The 15,841-nt window shown below is 70.2% G+C and carries 7 protein-coding genes and 2 riboswitches; of the genes, 2 read left to right on the forward strand and 5 right to left on the reverse strand.

All coding sequences use genetic code 11. From position 1 onward, the window contains the following. Window positions 1-105: 105 nt before the first annotated feature. Window positions 106-447, reverse strand: coding sequence for a hypothetical protein (locus ACG83_RS08630; protein WP_054565654.1), 342 nt, complete (start codon window positions 445-447; stop codon window positions 106-108). Window positions 448-639: 192 nt separating this feature from the next. Continuing rightward, a complete protein-coding gene (gene metE / locus ACG83_RS08635; protein WP_054565655.1) occupies window positions 640-2,958 on the reverse strand; it encodes a 5-methyltetrahydropteroyltriglutamate--homocysteine S-methyltransferase in 2,319 nt (772 codons plus the stop codon). 165 nt (window positions 2,959-3,123) lie between these two features. Further along, a riboswitch (cobalamin riboswitch) is annotated at window positions 3,124-3,335 on the reverse strand. Between the two features lie 252 nt (window positions 3,336-3,587). Beyond that, window positions 3,588-3,801, forward strand: a riboswitch (cobalamin riboswitch). Window positions 3,802-4,050: 249 nt separating this feature from the next. On the opposite strand from metE (ACG83_RS08635), the gene metE (ACG83_RS08640) reads away from it, so the two are divergent. After that, window positions 4,051-6,411 (forward strand): 5-methyltetrahydropteroyltriglutamate--homocysteine S-methyltransferase, encoded by a 2,361-nt coding sequence (gene metE / locus ACG83_RS08640; RefSeq protein ID WP_054565656.1) that lies wholly within the window; start codon window positions 4,051-4,053, stop codon window positions 6,409-6,411. 103 nt (window positions 6,412-6,514) lie between these two features. On the opposite strand, the gene ACG83_RS08645 is transcribed toward metE (ACG83_RS08640), so the two are convergent. Further along, window positions 6,515-7,408 (reverse strand): CbtA family protein, encoded by an 894-nt coding sequence (locus ACG83_RS08645; protein WP_054565657.1) that lies wholly within the window; start codon window positions 7,406-7,408, stop codon window positions 6,515-6,517. Between the two features lie 14 nt (window positions 7,409-7,422). Continuing rightward, entirely contained in the window at window positions 7,423-7,635 is a 213-nt protein-coding gene (locus ACG83_RS08650) for a CbtB-domain containing protein (protein ID WP_054566501.1), read from the reverse strand. 421 nt (window positions 7,636-8,056) lie between these two features. On the opposite strand from ACG83_RS08650, the gene ACG83_RS08655 reads away from it, so the two are divergent. Further along, window positions 8,057-10,129, forward strand: a complete 2,073-nt coding sequence (locus tag ACG83_RS08655; RefSeq protein WP_054565658.1) for a TIGR03960 family B12-binding radical SAM protein — start codon at window positions 8,057-8,059, stop codon at window positions 10,127-10,129. Between the two features lie 88 nt (window positions 10,130-10,217). Here the strand turns inward: ACG83_RS08655 and ACG83_RS08660 are convergent, their stop codons facing one another. Continuing rightward, on the reverse strand, window positions 10,218-15,713 hold the full coding sequence (locus tag ACG83_RS08660) for a carboxyl transferase domain-containing protein (protein WP_054565659.1): 5,496 nt from the start codon (window positions 15,711-15,713) through the stop codon (window positions 10,218-10,220). Window positions 15,714-15,841: the final 128 nt, after the last annotated feature.

The raw sequence follows: 15,841 nt of genomic DNA on the forward strand, positions 1-15,841 counted from the left end.
GAAACACGACCACCCGCCCGGTCACGGTCCTGACCGAGCGGGTGCTCTCGTTGTCGACGACGGCTGGGCGAGATCAGGGCGGAGACATGCGCTGACGTCGGGGAATCAGCGGCGCGTGCGTCGCCGCTTGTTGACCCGGCGAGTCGCCTCACCGGTGGGACGGTTGGTGAGAAGCGTGAGAAGTCTCCGCCGAGGGCAGTCGAGCTCGGTCGCCGAGCATTCGGCACCGGGGCATTCCGGGCACGCCGGCAGCTGGAGCACGTGAAGCATCAGATCATCGAGACAGGCATCGAGAAGTTCCACGCGGTGCCGTAGTTCGTGCATTCGGGCGGACTGGGCGCCGAGCTGCCTGTGGTGGGCGCGCAGCTGTTCGTAGACGGCCGCTTCAAGGAGCACCATTTCGGTGCCGTCGATCTCGACCTGGAGCGGTTCGGGATGCTTACCCATCAGCCTCACCCATCCCGCATAAGACCAGCTCACATCTTCACATATGTTCTGCTGTGCAGGCGTGGCTCCGGTCGGCGATGTGGGCGATACCGCTCGGTCAGGTGATCGATGCGGTCCGGTGCGGCGCCGAGGTGTGGGGGCGGAGCGTTCTCGGTGCCCGGCCCCCACACCCGCGCGAGCGGGATAAGGCGGTCAGACCTGTGTGCGCACCTGACGGGCCGCGGCGACCAGGTTGGTGAGGGTCTCGCGTACCTCGGGGTAGCCGCGGGTCTTCAGCCCACAGTCGGGGTTGACCCACAGCCGCCGAGCCGGGAACACGTCGGTCGCGACCCGCAGGTGCTCGGTGATCTCCGCGACCGAGGGCACCCGCGGGGAGTGGATATCCCAGACGCCCGGGCCGACCTCGTTGGGGTAGTCGGCGCGGGCGAGGTCGGCGACGATCGCCATCTTCGAGCGGGCGGCTTCCAGGCTGATGACGTCGGCGTCCATATCGATGATGGCTTGGAGCACGTCGCCGAACTCGGCGTAGCACATGTGGGTGTGGATCTGGGTCTCGTCACGCACGCCGGAGGTGCTCAGCCGGAAGGACTCGACCGCCCACGCCAGGTAGTCGGCCCGGTCGGCGTTCCGCAGCGGCAGCGTCTCGCGCAGCGCGGGCTCGTCGACCTGGATCACCCGGATCCCGGCGGCCTCCAGATCGGTCACCTCGTCGCGCAGGGCGAGCGCGACCTGCCGCGCGGTGTCGGCCCGCGGCTGGTCGTCGCGGACGAACGACCAGGCCAGCATGGTGACCGGGCCGGTGAGCATTCCCTTCACCGGCTTGTCGGTGAGGCTCTGGGCGTAAGTGGCCCACTCGACGGTCATCGGCTTCGGGCGGGAGACATCGCCCAGGATGATCGGCGGGCGGACGTAGCGGGAGCCGTAGGACTGCACCCAGCCGTCGGTCGTCGCGAGGTAGCCGTCGAGCTGCTCGGCGAAGTACTGGACCATGTCGTTGCGCTCGGGCTCGCCGTGGACGAGGACGTCCAGGCCGAACTCCTCCTGCTCGGCGATCACGTCCCGGATCTCGTCGCGCATCGCGGCGAGGTAGCTGTCCGGGTTCAGGGTGCCGGCGCGCAGCGCGGCCCGTGCCTGGCGCAGGCCCGGGGTCTGCGGGAACGACCCGATGGTGGTCGTGGGCAGCAGGGGCAGGTTCAGCTGCTCGGACTGGATCTGGTCGCGCTTTCCGTAGGGGCTGGCCCGGTGCAGGTCCGCGTCGGTGACGGCGGCGGCCCGGTGCCGCACGGCGTCGACCCGTACCAGCGGTGACGCGGCGCGCGCGGCGAGCCGCTCGGCACGGGCGTTCACGGCGTCGGCGACGGCCGCGCGGCCGGCGGTCAGACCGCGGGTGAGGGTGACGATCTCGTCGAGTTTCTGCCGGGCGAACGCGAGCCAGCCGGCGATCTCCGGGTCCAGGTCACGCTCGAGAGCGACATCGAGCGGCACGTGCAGCAGCGAGCAGGACGCCGAGACGTCGACCCGCCCGGCCAGGCCCCGCAGGCTCTCCAGGGTGTCAAGGGCGGCGGCTAGGTCGGCGGCCCAGATGTTGTGACCGTTGACCACACCGGCGACCAGGCGTTTGCCTCCGAGGCCGCCGGCCGCGGTGAGGGCGGCCAGGTTCGCCGCCGCCGGGCCGACGAAGTCGAGCGCGACGCCGTCGAGGTCACTGTCACGCAGCACTGGCAGCGCGTCACCGACCCGGTCGAAGTAGGTGGCGAGCAGCAGCTTCGGCCGGTCCACCACGGCGGTCAGGGTGGCGTACGCGCCGCGCAGCGCGTCGAGGACGACCGCGGGCTGGTCCTGGACCAGGGCCGGCTCGTCGAGCTGGACCCACTCCGCGCCCGCGGCGCGCAGGCGCTGGAGCAGGTCGGCGTACAGCGGCACGATCCGGTCCAGCAGCGACAGCGGCTCGAAGCCCTCGCCGGCGTCCGCCGCGGGCTTCGCCAGCAGCAGGAAGGTCACCGGGCCGACCAGTACCGGGCGGGTGATCACACCGGCATCCCTGGCCTCGGCGAACTCACGCAGCGGCTTGTCCGGGTCCAGAGCGAAGGCGGTGTCCGGGCCGAGTTCGGGCACCAGGTAGTGGTAGTTGGTGTCGAACCACTTCGTCATCTCCAGGGGCTCGACCTGGTCGTTGCCGCGAGCCATGGCGAAGTAGCGGTCCAGCCGGCCCTGGGGGGTGCTCACGTCCGGGACCGTCTCGCGGTGCCGCGGTGGGATCGCGCCGAGCAGGACGGCGGCGTCCAGCACATGGTCGTAGAGGGAGAAGTCGTTGCTCGGGATCTCCTCGATCCCGGCGGCGCGCAGTAGCTCCACCCGCTCTCGGCGCAGCTGGCGGGTCGTCGCCAGCAGCCGCTCCGGGTCGCTGGTGTCTGCCCAGTACGCCTCGGTGGCCTTCTTGAGCTCCCGGTTGCTTCCTTGCCGGGGATAGCCGTACACCGTCGCGAGGCTGGTCGGACTGGTCGTGCTCATGGGCTCTCCTTCGCGAGTCCACTCACCTCGCGACAGGCGCCGACACGGCACCGACACCCCCGCGCCGGCCTCCGGAAAACGCGGACCAGCAGGTGTGCCGACGGCGCGGACCCGCCCACGAGGTCACAGCCAAGCGCCCCGCGGTCGCGGGCACGCACAGCGGGCAGGTCTTCGGACTCGCGGGCTCTACCGGCCCATCCGGACCGGGATTCCTACTGGCCGTCGCTTCCCAAACCCGGCCCCAGCCGACTCATCACCAGCCAGGACGGTGCGGGTTCAGTGCTCTCAGGCCACACCCTGATGGGGCATGGCATCGGACGGCGTTCGTTCCCACTCACCGCTGCGGGGCAGCCCCGGATTCACACCGGGTTCCCTCTCACGTCTCCCACCGGCACCGCGCCCTGCGGGAACGGTGCCAATGGTCGAACCAGCTGTGTGCATGAGCCTAGCAATGCCGCGCGAGCGACTCACCGAGAGCACGACGTTGTCCTGGGACACGATCGCGGACGTCGGATGAGGCCGTGGTATGAGTGAGACGGCGCCCCGTATGATCGTGGCTGCGGTGGGTTCGTCCTCCCGTGCCGGTCGACGCGGGCGTGCCGCAGTAACCAGCGTGTCCGTTCGTCGGTTTCCTGCGGCGATGTGTCGGCTGGCCAGTGAGGACGTCGTAAGAGGGAACCCGGTGTGAATCCGGGGCTGCCCCGCAGCGGTGAGTGGGAACGAACGCTGCCAGTAGCACTGGGTGGGTACTCCGCCCGGGAAGCGGTGGCCAGTAGGTTCGCCGGTCAGTCGGCCGGTGGGCGCCCACGAGTCCGAAGACCTGCCCCCGCCCGCGCGCCGCCGGTGCGCGGAGGTCCGTGGCCTCGCGGGTGGGCCGGTGGCCGACGGTGTGTCGCGGGCTGTGGCCGCGGCCGAACGGGCGAGCCTGCCCGCCGCGCGGCGGGTTACGGCGAGGGTTGTGTGGGCCTCCCTGGCCTGTCAGCAGGCGACCCTGCGATCCCGGTCCGGCCGCCGAGTGCCCGCCGCCTCGCTGTCGCCGCTCCTGCCGCGTGCTGTCATTGGCCAGGGTGCGCCTCGGCGAGGGATGGAACCATGGCGGCTCGCGACGTCGACGACATCGGCGCGGTCAGCACGACTGTTCTCGGGTATCCACGCATCGGACGGGCCGGTGAGCTCAAGGCCGCGACCGAGGCGTACTGCGCCGGCCGTATCGATGCGACGGAGCTGGAGCTCCGGGCCGCGCAGCTGCGGGCCGGCGTCTGGGCGGAACTCGCCGGCGCCGGGCTGGACGAGGTGCCGTCCAACACGTTCTCCTTCTACGACCAGGTGCTGGACACCGCCGTGTTGTTCGACGCGGTCCCCGACCGGTATCGCCAGGCCGCCCTCGCCGGCGGGGTGAACTCACGGAGTTCCGCGGACCTGGACATCTACTTCACGATGGCACGGGGCGGCGGAGGCCTGCCGGCGCTGGGCACGGCGAACTGGTTCACGACCAGCTACCGCCATGTCGTGCCCGAGCTCGACCAGGGCACCAGGTTCCGGCTGGCCGGACGTAAGCCGTTGCGCGAGTTCACCGAGGCCCGAAGAGATCTCGGTCTGATCACCCGCCCGGTTCTCCTCGGCCCGTTGACCTTTCTCCTGGTGGCCAGAGCCTCGACCGTGGCGCTGGCCGGCTTCACACCGCTCGACCTGCTCGACGACCTCGTCGCCGCCTACGTGGAGCTGCTGGGTCGGCTGGCCGAGGCGGGCGCGGTGTGGGTGCAGCTCGACGAACCCGCACTGGCCCGGGACCTGTCCGAGGCCGAACTGGCTGGGCTGCGCCGCGCCTACCGGTCGCTCGCGGCCATGCCATCGCGGCCGAAGCTGTTCGTCTCCACCTGCTTCGGTGAGATCGGCGCGGCGCTGCCCGTTCTGGCCTCCGTGGGTGTCGACGCGATCGGGCTGGACTTCGTGGCCGGCCCCGGCAACCTCGTCGCGCTCGCCGGCATCGGTGGCATCGGCGCGACCACCATTGTCGCGGGTCTCGTCGACGGCCGGAACGTGTGGCGCACCGACCTGCGGGCGGCGCTGGCGACCTGCGTCCCGCTGCTGGGGCTCGCTGGCGACCTGGTGGTGAGCTCATCCTGCTCGCTGCGCCATGTGCCGCTTGACCTCACCCTGGAACGGGGGCTGGACGCCCGGCTGATCGACCGGATGGCGTTCGCCCGACAGAAGGTCGACGAGATCGTGCTACTCGGCCGGGCGCTGCGCGAGGACCTGCCCGCAGTGGCCGAGCAGCTCGCCGACGCGGACGCGCGCCGCGCCGCCGTGCCGGAAGGTCTCGTCGACGAGGCGGTGCGGGCCCGTGTGCTGTCGATCCACAGCGGGGAGCTGACGGTCGCCCGGGCGGAGCCCGAGGTGCGGGCCGCCGCCCAGGCGGGGAAGCTGGGACTGCCGGTTCTGCCCACGACAGCCGGATCCTTTCGACCGGATGGCGCCATCGGAGCACCGCGTTCCTCCTGGTGTGGCGGCACTGCCGGCGAGAGCATCCACGTCCAGGCGATGGCGGCCGAGATCGACCGGCTGATCGCGTTACAGGAGGACATCGGCCTGGATGTGCTCGTCCACGGAGAGCTGGAGCCGGACGACCTGGTCCGTGTTCTCGCCGAGCGGCTCACCGGCTACGCGACGACCGACCACGGTTGGGTGCAGTCCGACGGCATGCGGTATGTCCGACCGCCGATCCTGTTCGGTGACGTGGCGCGGCCTGGGCCGATGACGGTGCGCTGGGCCTCCTACGCACAGGCCCGCACGAGCAGGCCGGTGAAGGCGATCCTGCCCGGGCCCGTGACGATGCTCGCCTCGTCGTTCGTGCGCGAGGACCAGGCGATCGCCGACACCGCCCGCCAGCTCGCGCTGGTGCTGCGCGACGAGATCGATGATCTGCAGGTTGCCGACATCCGGATCATTCAGATCGACGAGCCCGGAGTCCCTGTGCTGACACCGCTGCGGCGCGGAAGCTGGAAGGAGTACCTGAGATGGACGACCGAAACGTTCCGGCTGGCGACCTCCGCGGCGGACGCCGGAACGCAGATCCATACGCGCCTGTGCTGCTCCGAGCCCGGTGACGTCGTCAGCCTGATCGAGGAGCTCGACGCCGATGTCGCCTGCGTCGAGGCGGCTGGCGCCGGCGCGTGGACCGACCTGGTCGCGGACCTCCGGCGGTCGGGATACCGCCGGGCGCTCGATGCCGGGGTGGGCGACAGGCGGGTGCCCCGGGCACCGACCGTCCAGGAGATCGAGGAGGCGTTGCGCCTGCGGCTGGCGGCGATCGAGCCCGCCCTGCTGTGGGTGAGCCCCGGATGGGGAACGACGACCCGGGACGAAGGCGAGATCGAGATCGCCCTGCGCAACATGGTCGCCGCGACCCGCCGGATCCGCGGAACGCTGCCGAGGACCTCCGGGCAGGGCTGATCCGCGCTGACGACGGCCCGACCGCCTGGCGGGTGAGAACGGTGTGGGCCCGGTGTGGCGAACCGCCGGGCCCACACCGTTGTGGGAGCTGCCTGTGCCTGGTTCAGGCCGGAGCGGCGGAGTCGCCGAGTTGGTGTTCTGCGATCGGTGTGGCACCCTCCGCTTTCCGGGAGGCGGGTGCCGGGGCGGCGGAGAGCCGCTCGGCGAGCTGGCCGAACACGAGTCCGATCGTCGCCCACATAATCATCTGTGCGATCAGGGAATAGAGCCGGAACTTGAAAAGGACATCCGCGGGGAATCCCGGATAGACGATCGTTCCGTCCGGTGCCTCCAGCGGCTGCGGAGTCTCGGTCGCGAAGTTGCCGTACTCCGCTCGGTTGGCCCCGAGATGACCGAGGGCGGGCAGGGCCGCCATCGCGATGCCGGTCAACACGACGAAACCCAGTGCGGCCAACAGCACCGCCCCCCACGCCCCGAAACGGGGCGCCAGCCGATAAGCGGCCACGGACGCGAGGACAAGGGCGACCAGGGACACCGCCACCATGGCCACGTACACGCCGCTGCGGGCGCCAATCGTGTCCTCATGGCCGATCGCGGGCGGATTGGCCGGGTACTTCACAAAGGGAACCAGGTAGAGCGCGACGAATCCGGCACCGGCGAGAAGGGCGGCGAGGACCCGGGGCCGGATCTGCGGGAACCGGCGGGAGACGATCAGGTAGGCGACGACGAACAGGCCGGCCATCGCGACACCGAACAGGACCATGCCGGTGGCGATGCCGATGTTGCGTTGCACCGTCCGGGTGAAGATCTCGGCCTCCGCGGCGGGAACAGCCAGCCCCGCGGCCTTGTCCAGAGCCTCCTGCGCGGCATCACGGCCCGACTCGTAGTCGATCGCCTTCTGGATGAACGGCTCGGCGAAGATCCGCGCGAAAACGAAGGCCAGCAGCCCGCCGAGAAGCCCCGTGCCGAGCGCGCGGTAGATGAAACGCTGCTCCATGATCAGTGACCCCCTCAGTGGCAGGGGAAGCCGATGAAATGGCGGGCGTCGTGGACGAGTTCATGAATGTGATGGTCATGCCCGAACACGGAGGTGGCTCCCTGGTCCACACCGATGAAGTAGTAGAGCAGGAGCGAGAGAGCGGTGATACCGAACAGCCACAGGGTGCGAGCGGTAAGTGGCAGAGGAATGGAACGATGCCGTGTCTGCGCGGCGGGTGTGACCATGGTGGCGCCCTTCTGGGAAAACTGCGTCCCGGGAAACAGCGGATCGTTCACTCTGGGTCTGACTCCCGGCCCGACCGTCGTCGCTTCCCGAACGGGCCGATCACAGTGGCGCAACCGTGCCGGATTCCCGCCGGCTTCCAGGGGTGAACCACTGAAGTATTGGCCTGTCCGGGAAGGCTGTCAACGGCCGGCCGCGGATGACTAATACGACACTCCGGCCTGGTAGACGGCCAGGCACCCCGGGGATCTCATGGCGAGCGTGGCCGGGCTCCGACCCGACCTCCTCGATCGGCGTGACGTGGCCGTGCCCGCCCGGCTCCACCCGCCGTCCCCGATGCTTCCGCTCATGCCGCGTCGTCGTACGGCGCTTCCAGAGAGCGGCGTTCGGCTGCGCCGGGTCCGGTGCCATAGGCTCGCGGGCATGTCCGGACAGTCACTGTTCCCTCTCCTGGAGCCACTGCTCCCACGGGTCCGGAAACCGGTTCAGTACGTGGGTGGTGAGGGAAACTCGGTCGTCAGACCGTGGGACGACACCGCCGTCCGCTGGTGCCTGATGTACCCGGACGCCTATGAGGTCGGCATTCCGAACCAGGGTGTGCAGATCCTCTACGAGATCCTCAACGAGCAGCCGGACGTCCTGGCCGAGCGCACGTACTCGGTCTGGCCGGACCTCGAGGCGCTCATGCGTGAGCACGGCATCCCTCAGTTCACCGTCGACGGCCATCGGGCGGTAGGCGATTTCGACGTGCTGGGTGTCAGTTTCGCCACGGAACTCGGCTACACGAACCTGCTGACCGCGCTGGATCTCGCCGGCATCCCACTGCGTGCCGCCCAGCGTGGCGACGCGGCGCCGATCGTCGTCGCAGGGGGGCATGCGGCCTTCAACCCGGAGCCGGTCGCCGAGTTTCTTGACGCTGTGGTCATGGGCGACGGTGAGCAGGCCGTCCTGCGGATCACCGACGTCACCCGGGTGTGGAAGGCCGAGGGCTCGCCCGGTGGGCGCGGTGAGCTGCTGCTCCGGCTGGCCCGCCTCGGCCTGGTCTACGTGCCGGCGTTCTTCGACGTGACCTATCGGCCGGACGGCAGGATCGCCGCCGTGACGCCCACCCGGGACGACATCCCGGCCCGCCCGTCCAAGCACACGCTGACGGATCTCGACTCCTGGCCGTATCCGAAGGCCCCGCTGGTACCGCTCGCGGAGTCCGTGCACGAGCGGATGAGCGTGGAGATCTTCCGCGGCTGCACCCGTGGATGTCGCTTCTGCCAGGCGGGTATGATCACCCGGCCGGTCCGGGAGCGCAACATCGCGACGGTCGGGGCGATGGTCGACGCCGGTCTTGCGGCCTCCGGCTTCTCCGAGGTCGGCCTGCTGTCGTTGTCCAGCGCGGACCACAGCGAGATAGGCGAGATCGCCAAGGCGCTGGCCGACCGCTACGAGGGCACGAACACGTCACTGAGCCTGCCCTCGACCCGGGTGGACGCCTTCAACGTGACGCTGGCCAACGAGTTCTCCCGCAACGGTCGGCGCAGCGGCCTCACCTTCGCCCCCGAGGGTGGTTCGGAGCGTCTGCGCAAGGTCATCAACAAGATGGTCAGCGCCGAGGACCTCATCCGCACCGTGAGCACGGCCTACGCGCACGGCTGGCGCCAGGTGAAGCTGTACTTCATGTGTGGTCTGCCCACCGAGACCGACGAGGACGTGCTGGAGATCGCGGACCTCGCCCGCGAGGTCATCCGGGCGGGCCGGAAGGCCAGCGGTCACCGTGACATCCGCTGCACCGTGTCGATCGGGGGATTCGTCCCCAAATCGCATACTCCGTTCCAGTGGGCCGGGCAGGCTTCGTACGAGGTGACCGACCACCGCCTCAAGCTGCTGCGGGACACCGTGCGGGCCGATCGTGAGGTCGGGCGGGCGATCGGGTTCCGGTACCACGACGGGCGTCCGGGCATCATCGAGGGCCTGCTGGCCCGCGGTGATCGCCGGGTCGGCCGGGTGATCGAGCGGGTGTGGCGCGAGGGTGGTCGCTTCGACGGCTGGAGTGAGTACTTCTCGTTCGCGCGCTGGGAGGCGGCGTGCGAGGCGGAGCTGGGCCCGCTGGGTGTCTCGCTGGACTGGTTCACCACCCGGGAGCGGGACGAGCGCGAGGTCCTGCCGTGGGACCATCTCGACTCCGGTCTCGACCGGGACTGGTTGTGGGCCGACTGGCAGGACGCGCAGCGCGAGGCGGAGCTCGACGACTGCCGGTGGACGCCGTGCTACGACTGTGGCGTCTGCCCGACGATGGGGACGTTCAACGAGATCGGCCCGACGGTGCGCAGTCTGCTTCCGGTGGTGTCGGTCACATCGTCCAGCCAGGTGGCCGCCGCCCCTGCTGTCCCAGCCATCCCCGCTCCCTCGGCATCACCCGAGGCGGAGAACAGTCAGGCCAGAAAGGTGGCGCCGGCTGTCGGTGACATGGTGTCCCCGCGCGGCCAGCTGGCCGCGCAGCCCTAACCTGCCGCGTTGTCCTGGTTTGGTGTGGGCATGGTGCGCGGCGTGCCGCCATGCCCCACACCGACCAGGACGATGCCCGCCCAGCAGGCTACCCGCGGTGGGCCGCGATGGCCGCGATCACGCGCGGGCGGATCTCCGCCGCGGGAATGATGGCGTCGACCGAGCCGACCTCGACCGCGCGTTGGACGCTGTGCACGCGGTCGAACTCCGCCGCGACTTCGACGAGCTTCTCGGCCCGGACCGACGCGCGTAGCTCGTCGAGATCCGCGGTCAGCGCGGTGCGTTCGTCGCCGGAGCGGGACAGGGCCCGGGCCTCAAGACTCCGGACGCGTGCATCGGCCGCGGTGCGGGCGTCGACCTCCCCCGCGAACACCACCGCGGCGGCGGGTGCTCCGCCGAGCACCGAGGCGAACGAACCATCCACCGCGAGCACGGTCATGCTCGGGTTCAGCGCTTTTGAGAAGACGACGAAGGCGCCGCCGTGATAGCGGGATATCACGCAGAACACGACGGGACCCCGGAAGTTGACAATCGCGCGGCCGATCTCGGCTCCGTACTCGAGCTGAAGCTTCCGCAGGGATTCCGGCGAGCCGTCGAAGCCCGACAGGTTCGCGAGCACCACCAGCGGCCGATTGCCGCTGGCCGCGTTGACCGCGCGCGCCACCTTTTTCGAGGAGCGGGGGAACAGGGTTCCGGCCGTGTAGGTGTCCGGGCCGTCTGTGGGCGGAAACCCGCGCCGAGGCATCGGCCTGGACTCGATGCCGATCAGGCACACCGGTCTGCCGCCGAGGCGGGCGTCCTGAACCACCGCCGTCTGCGCGTCGGCCATACCGGCCCACCGCTCCAGCACCGGGTGGTCCTGGTCCGAGAGGGCCCGCATCACGGTCCGGATGTCGAACGGCTTCTTGCGGTCCGGGTTGGCCTCGGCCGAGAAAATGTCGCCGACGGTGGTGAAATCGCTGCCCACCGCGGCGTGCGGGAAGCCGCGGATGTCGCGGTCGAGCGGATCGGTGGTCGGTGCCGGCCGCGGTGCCAGCTCTCCCGGCGCGACATACGTGTGGTCGTAGTGCGCCATGAGAACGTCCCGGGCCGCCAGGAGATTCGGTGCCCAGTACTGGGCCTGCCCGTTCGGGCCCATCACCCGGTCGTAACCGCCGATGCCGAGATTGTCCTCGGCGGACACGCCGCCGGAGAAGTCGAGTGACTGCTTGCCGGTGAGAACCATCGCGGAATCCGGTGTCATCACCAGAATTCCCCTGGTGTGCATCAGCATGGTCGCCTCCGCGTTCCAGTACGGCTGCGCGCCGACGTTGATGCCGGCGACCACGACGTTGATCTCGCCTCCGCCCTGGGTGAACTCGACGATCCGCCGGAGTACGGCGGCGACCCAGTCCATGTTCTCGGTGCCCGATCGCATGGAGATCCGTGCGCCGGAGGAGAGCGCGTACCACTCCAGCGGCACCCGAAGCCGCTCGGCCAGGTCCAGTGCCGCGATCACCCGGCGGCACTCCGGCTCCGACACCGCTCCAAGTGACCTGGTCGGGTCGCCGATCAGCACGACCCGGCACACGCCCTGCGGATGCAGTCGGGTCGGCGTCGTGACGACGCCCACGACGATCGCCGCCGAGTTGCCGCCCCTGGGCCGGTCGACAGGCACCAGCCGGCCATCCCCGTCGAGGTCGTGCTCGGCGAAGGCGCCCAACAGACCGGTCAGCTCGTACGGATAGACCGCGTTGCGGACACGCGCGCGCAGAACGTTCTGCCGGTACTCGTCGAGCGGCTCCACCGTGTCGTCCGGCGGCTCGCCGACGTCCAGCTGGGCGCGGCCGGTGGCGTCGAAGGAGACGCGCAGGGCCACCTGCCTCAGCGCGCCGCTGCGGCGATCCCGCTGCCGGGCGATGAACAGGATCTCCTCCAGCCCGGCACCCGAGGTGGTCGGCAGGATCCGTCCGGCGATCATCTCCAGGTCTGCGCGGGTGATCTCACTCGGTGGCCACACATAGAGCACGATCCGGTTGGTCGCCGACGAGCTCTTCGGTGACTGCCGTGACCGGGCGCGGCGGATGGAGTCGAGGCAGGTGGCGAGGGTGCCTTCGGCCGTCGGCAGCGCGACCAGCCGGCCGTCGGGCTCCCGGAGCTCGGTCAGGTCCCGTACCTGACTGAACGCGACGAGCCGCTCATCCGTCGGGTTCTCCCGCGCGACGCACCGGAAGAGGTAGACCTCCTCGTCCGACGAGGGCAGACGGGTGAGCTCGAACCGGCGCAGCCGGTCCATCCGCATCCGGCGCGCCAGCTGCGGATGAAGGCCACGGACCAGCCGCTCCTCGGCCATGCCCGTCGTGGAGGGGCGGAACGTGAAGTGGTGGTGCATCACGGCGCCACCGCGGCCCGCGACGGTGATGGTGACTCTGCGGACGGTGTCCGGCAGGGGATGCCTGCTGATGATCTCCTGCAGTGCCGCCGCCATCACGTCGAGGTCCTCCGGCTGCGAGGTCCAGGCGACATAGAGGTCGGCGTCGAGAGCCTCCTCACCGGCGGCGAGGCTCGCGAGCCCGCGAAGAGCGGCGCCGAGCCCCTCGAACCGCGCCGCGGCGGCGGCCACAAGTGAGCCGGCACGCTCGGCGGCCACGTACGTGCGGCCATCGAGCTCCCTCGTACGGATCTCACGAAGATCCTTGTTGCCGTAGTACCGGCGGGTGAGCACCTCCAACATGACGGCGTTGTCGTCGCCTCCCCGGACAAGCCGCTGCCCGAGCAGACGGGTCAGCGGCTCGGTGCTGCGCACCATCTCGGCGACGCGTTCGGCGCGGTCCGGAGCGTCCGGGTGGCCGTCGAGGTGACGCAGGTGCCGGCGGACCTGGGCGTAGACGCCCGCCCGGGTGCGGCGCAGCAGCGGCTGGGCGAACCAGGCGAACACCACACAGCGCGCGAGGTCACAGACCGCCGGCAGGCGGGTCTGCGCGACGTTCATCAGCCGATCCAGCACCGCGGCGGTCTGCTCACGCAGCACCCCGTCCGGTGGTGGCTCACGCAGCCACGCCCGCAGGAGCATCGTGACGACCAGCGCGTTCGCCGACAGACGCTGGTGAGCGAGAAAGACCCGGAACACCGCCGCCTCGAGCTCGGGGGAACGGGTGAGTTCGGTGATCCCGTAGTGCCGGAGAGCCCGCGAGATCCTGGTCTGGTACGCCTGCGGCAGCCCGGCCCGCTCGGCGTCGAGGCTCTGCAGGTAGGTATGGAAGAGCTCGCGCGCGCTCGGGGCGTGGCCCGCGCCCGGAGCGTCCAGCGGCCGGTCGTGACTCAGCTCCGACAGATCGGCGAACAGGGAGACAAGCTCCAACTCGTCGGCGAGTGGCTGATGGCCGGCCTCGATCGCGGTCCCGCGGGCGTCGCGATATTCGTCGAGTACGCGGTTCTCACCGTCCGGGTCGGCGTCGAAGCCCAGGAGCAGGCCGCGGAGAACGTGCTGGCTTCGCCTGAGGCGTTCCGGGCCGGAGACCTCGCCGGGCGATGCGGGCAGGTCGAGATCGTCGACCGGTGAACGTCTGCCGGAGGCGGCGCGGCGGTCGGTGCGGATGTCTGCGGGAAGGCCGGCGTCAGCGTCGCCGCCGCTGGGCGGCCGCAGGCGGATCAGCGGCGTACCGGCCTTCACCTGGCTGCCGACCGAGACGGCGAGCTCGGTCACCAGTGCCCTGAACGGCGCACGCAGTACTGTCTCCATCTTCATGCTTTCCAGCACCAGCAGTGGAGCGCCCGACTCGACCTCGGCGCCGATCTCCAGCGGTGTCGCGATCACCAGCGCGGGCAGTGGAGAACGGATGAGGCCGCCTTCGTCCCGGCTGACTCGGTGGGGGACGCCGTCCACGTCGACCAGGCGGACCGGACCGTCGGAGCTGGTGAGCAGGCGGTGGCGGCTGCCGTCGACGACGATCTGACCGGCATGCCGATCGAAGCGGTCGAGTTCGACGTCGACGGTGCGGATTGCGTCTCCGGCGTCGATCTGGACCCGGAACCGGCAGGCATCGGCCCGTCTGACGTGTACGCGGTAGTCGACGCCGCGCAGCCGCAACCGCAGGGGGCGGCTGCTTTCGTGCCGTACCTGGGGGCGCCCGCCGAACGCGGTGGACAGCAGCTGCTGGCGCTCGGTGGCCTCCTCGTCCTCGTAGGTTTCCACCGCGGCGGCCGCGAGGGCGACGGCGCGGTGCTGGCCGGAGACGAGGCGGCCCTCGGCGCGTTCGCGGTCGATCCAGCCGGTGTCCGCGGTGGAGTCGATCACCTCGCGTCGACCGAGCAGATCCAGCACGAAGTTCTTGTTCGTCGCACCTCCCTCGATCACGACGGTCGTCTGCGCCATCGCCCGCCTCAGCCGGGCGAAGGCCTCCTGGCGGTCGCGACCGTACGCGATGATCTTCGCGATCATGGAGTCGAACTCGGCGGGAATGGTGTCGCCCTCGCTCACACCCGTGTCCACCCGCACACCTGGTCCTGCGGGGAGCCCGAGCCGGGCGATACGGCCGGGGGCGGGCGCGAAGTCGCGGTCAGGGTCCTCCGCGTTCAGCCTGGCCTCGACGGCATGGCCGCGCTCGGGCGGTGCGCCACCTTCGAGCCGCCCGCCCCCCGCGACCAGCAACTGTGCCCTGACCAGGTCGAACCCGGTGGTGCACTCGGTGATGGGATGCTCCACCTGCAGCCGGGTGTTCACCTCCATGAACGCGGACTTTCCGGTGCCCGGGTGGTACAGGAACTCGACGGTCGCGGCGCCGCAGTAGTCGACCGCCACCACCAGCCGCTCCGCCGCCGACTTGAGCTCGTCGACCTGCCGCGTTGTGAGCAACGGTGACGCGGACTCCTCGATGACCTTCTGGTTGCGTCGCTGGAGCGAGCAGTCGCGGACTCCGAGCGCCCACGCGGTACCGGCGCTGTCCGCGATCACCTGGACTTCCACGTGCCGGGCTCCGAGTACCAGACGCTCCAGGAACACGGCGCCGCTCCCGAAGGCACGCCCGGCCTCCTGCCTGGTGCGCTCGTAGGCCTCCCTGAGCCCGGCCTCGTCCGTGATCACACGAATCCCGCGGCCGCCGCCGCCGGCCGCGGCCTTCAGCATCAACGGGTAGCCGATCTCACCCGCCGCCTCGGCCGCCGCCTCGAGAGTGTCGACCGCTCCTCGACTCCACGGAGCCACCGGCAGGCCGACCTCCTCGGCGATCAGTTTCGCGCCGATCTTGTCGCCGAGCCTGCGCATCGCGTCCGCGCTCGGGCCCACGAAGGTGACTCCGATCCGCTCGCACAGCTCCGCGAAGGCCGGGTCCTCGGCGACGAACCCCCAGCCGACCCACGCGGCGTCGGCACCGGTCTCGACAAGCGCCTTCTCGAGAATCTTCAGATCAAGGTAGGGGCGTGCGTGCGCCGGGCCGATCTCGCACGCCATGTCTGCCTCGCGTACGAACGTGGCCCGCCGGTCGACATCGGTGTGAAGCGCCACTGTTTCTGTCTTTTTCGCGGATTCCGCGGCCATGTCGCCGACGGCGTTGATAAGCCGCATCGCGGCTTCGCCACGATTGACGATGGCTATGCGTCGAAACACTCGAACGGCCCTTCTGCCCGGTCTACCGCTCGCTCGACCGTAGTTTCCGGGCGGTTCTCATCGCTGGCGAGAACGTAACGATGCCGAGTGTAGGTGCGCTTACCTCGAAGAGGGTCGAGCGTCCGGGT

The sequence above is a fragment of the Frankia sp. R43 genome, assembly GCF_001306465.1.
Lineage (GTDB): Bacteria > Actinomycetota > Actinomycetes > Frankiales > Frankiaceae > Parafrankia > Parafrankia irregularis.

Coding starts and splice junctions, on each gene's coding strand:
- ACG83_RS08630 (WP_054565654.1), bottom strand. CDS start 447: ATGGGTAAGCATCCCGAACCGCTCCAGGTCGAGATCGACGGCACCGAA.
- metE (WP_054565655.1), bottom strand. CDS start 2,958: ATGAGCACGACCAGTCCGACCAGCCTCGCGACGGTGTACGGCTATCCC.
- metE (WP_054565656.1), top strand. CDS start 4,051: ATGGCGGCTCGCGACGTCGACGACATCGGCGCGGTCAGCACGACTGTT.
- ACG83_RS08645 (WP_054565657.1), bottom strand. CDS start 7,408: ATGGAGCAGCGTTTCATCTACCGCGCGCTCGGCACGGGGCTTCTCGGC.
- ACG83_RS08650 (WP_054566501.1), bottom strand. CDS start 7,635: ATGGTCACACCCGCCGCGCAGACACGGCATCGTTCCATTCCTCTGCCA.
- ACG83_RS08655 (WP_054565658.1), top strand. CDS start 8,057: ATGTCCGGACAGTCACTGTTCCCTCTCCTGGAGCCACTGCTCCCACGG.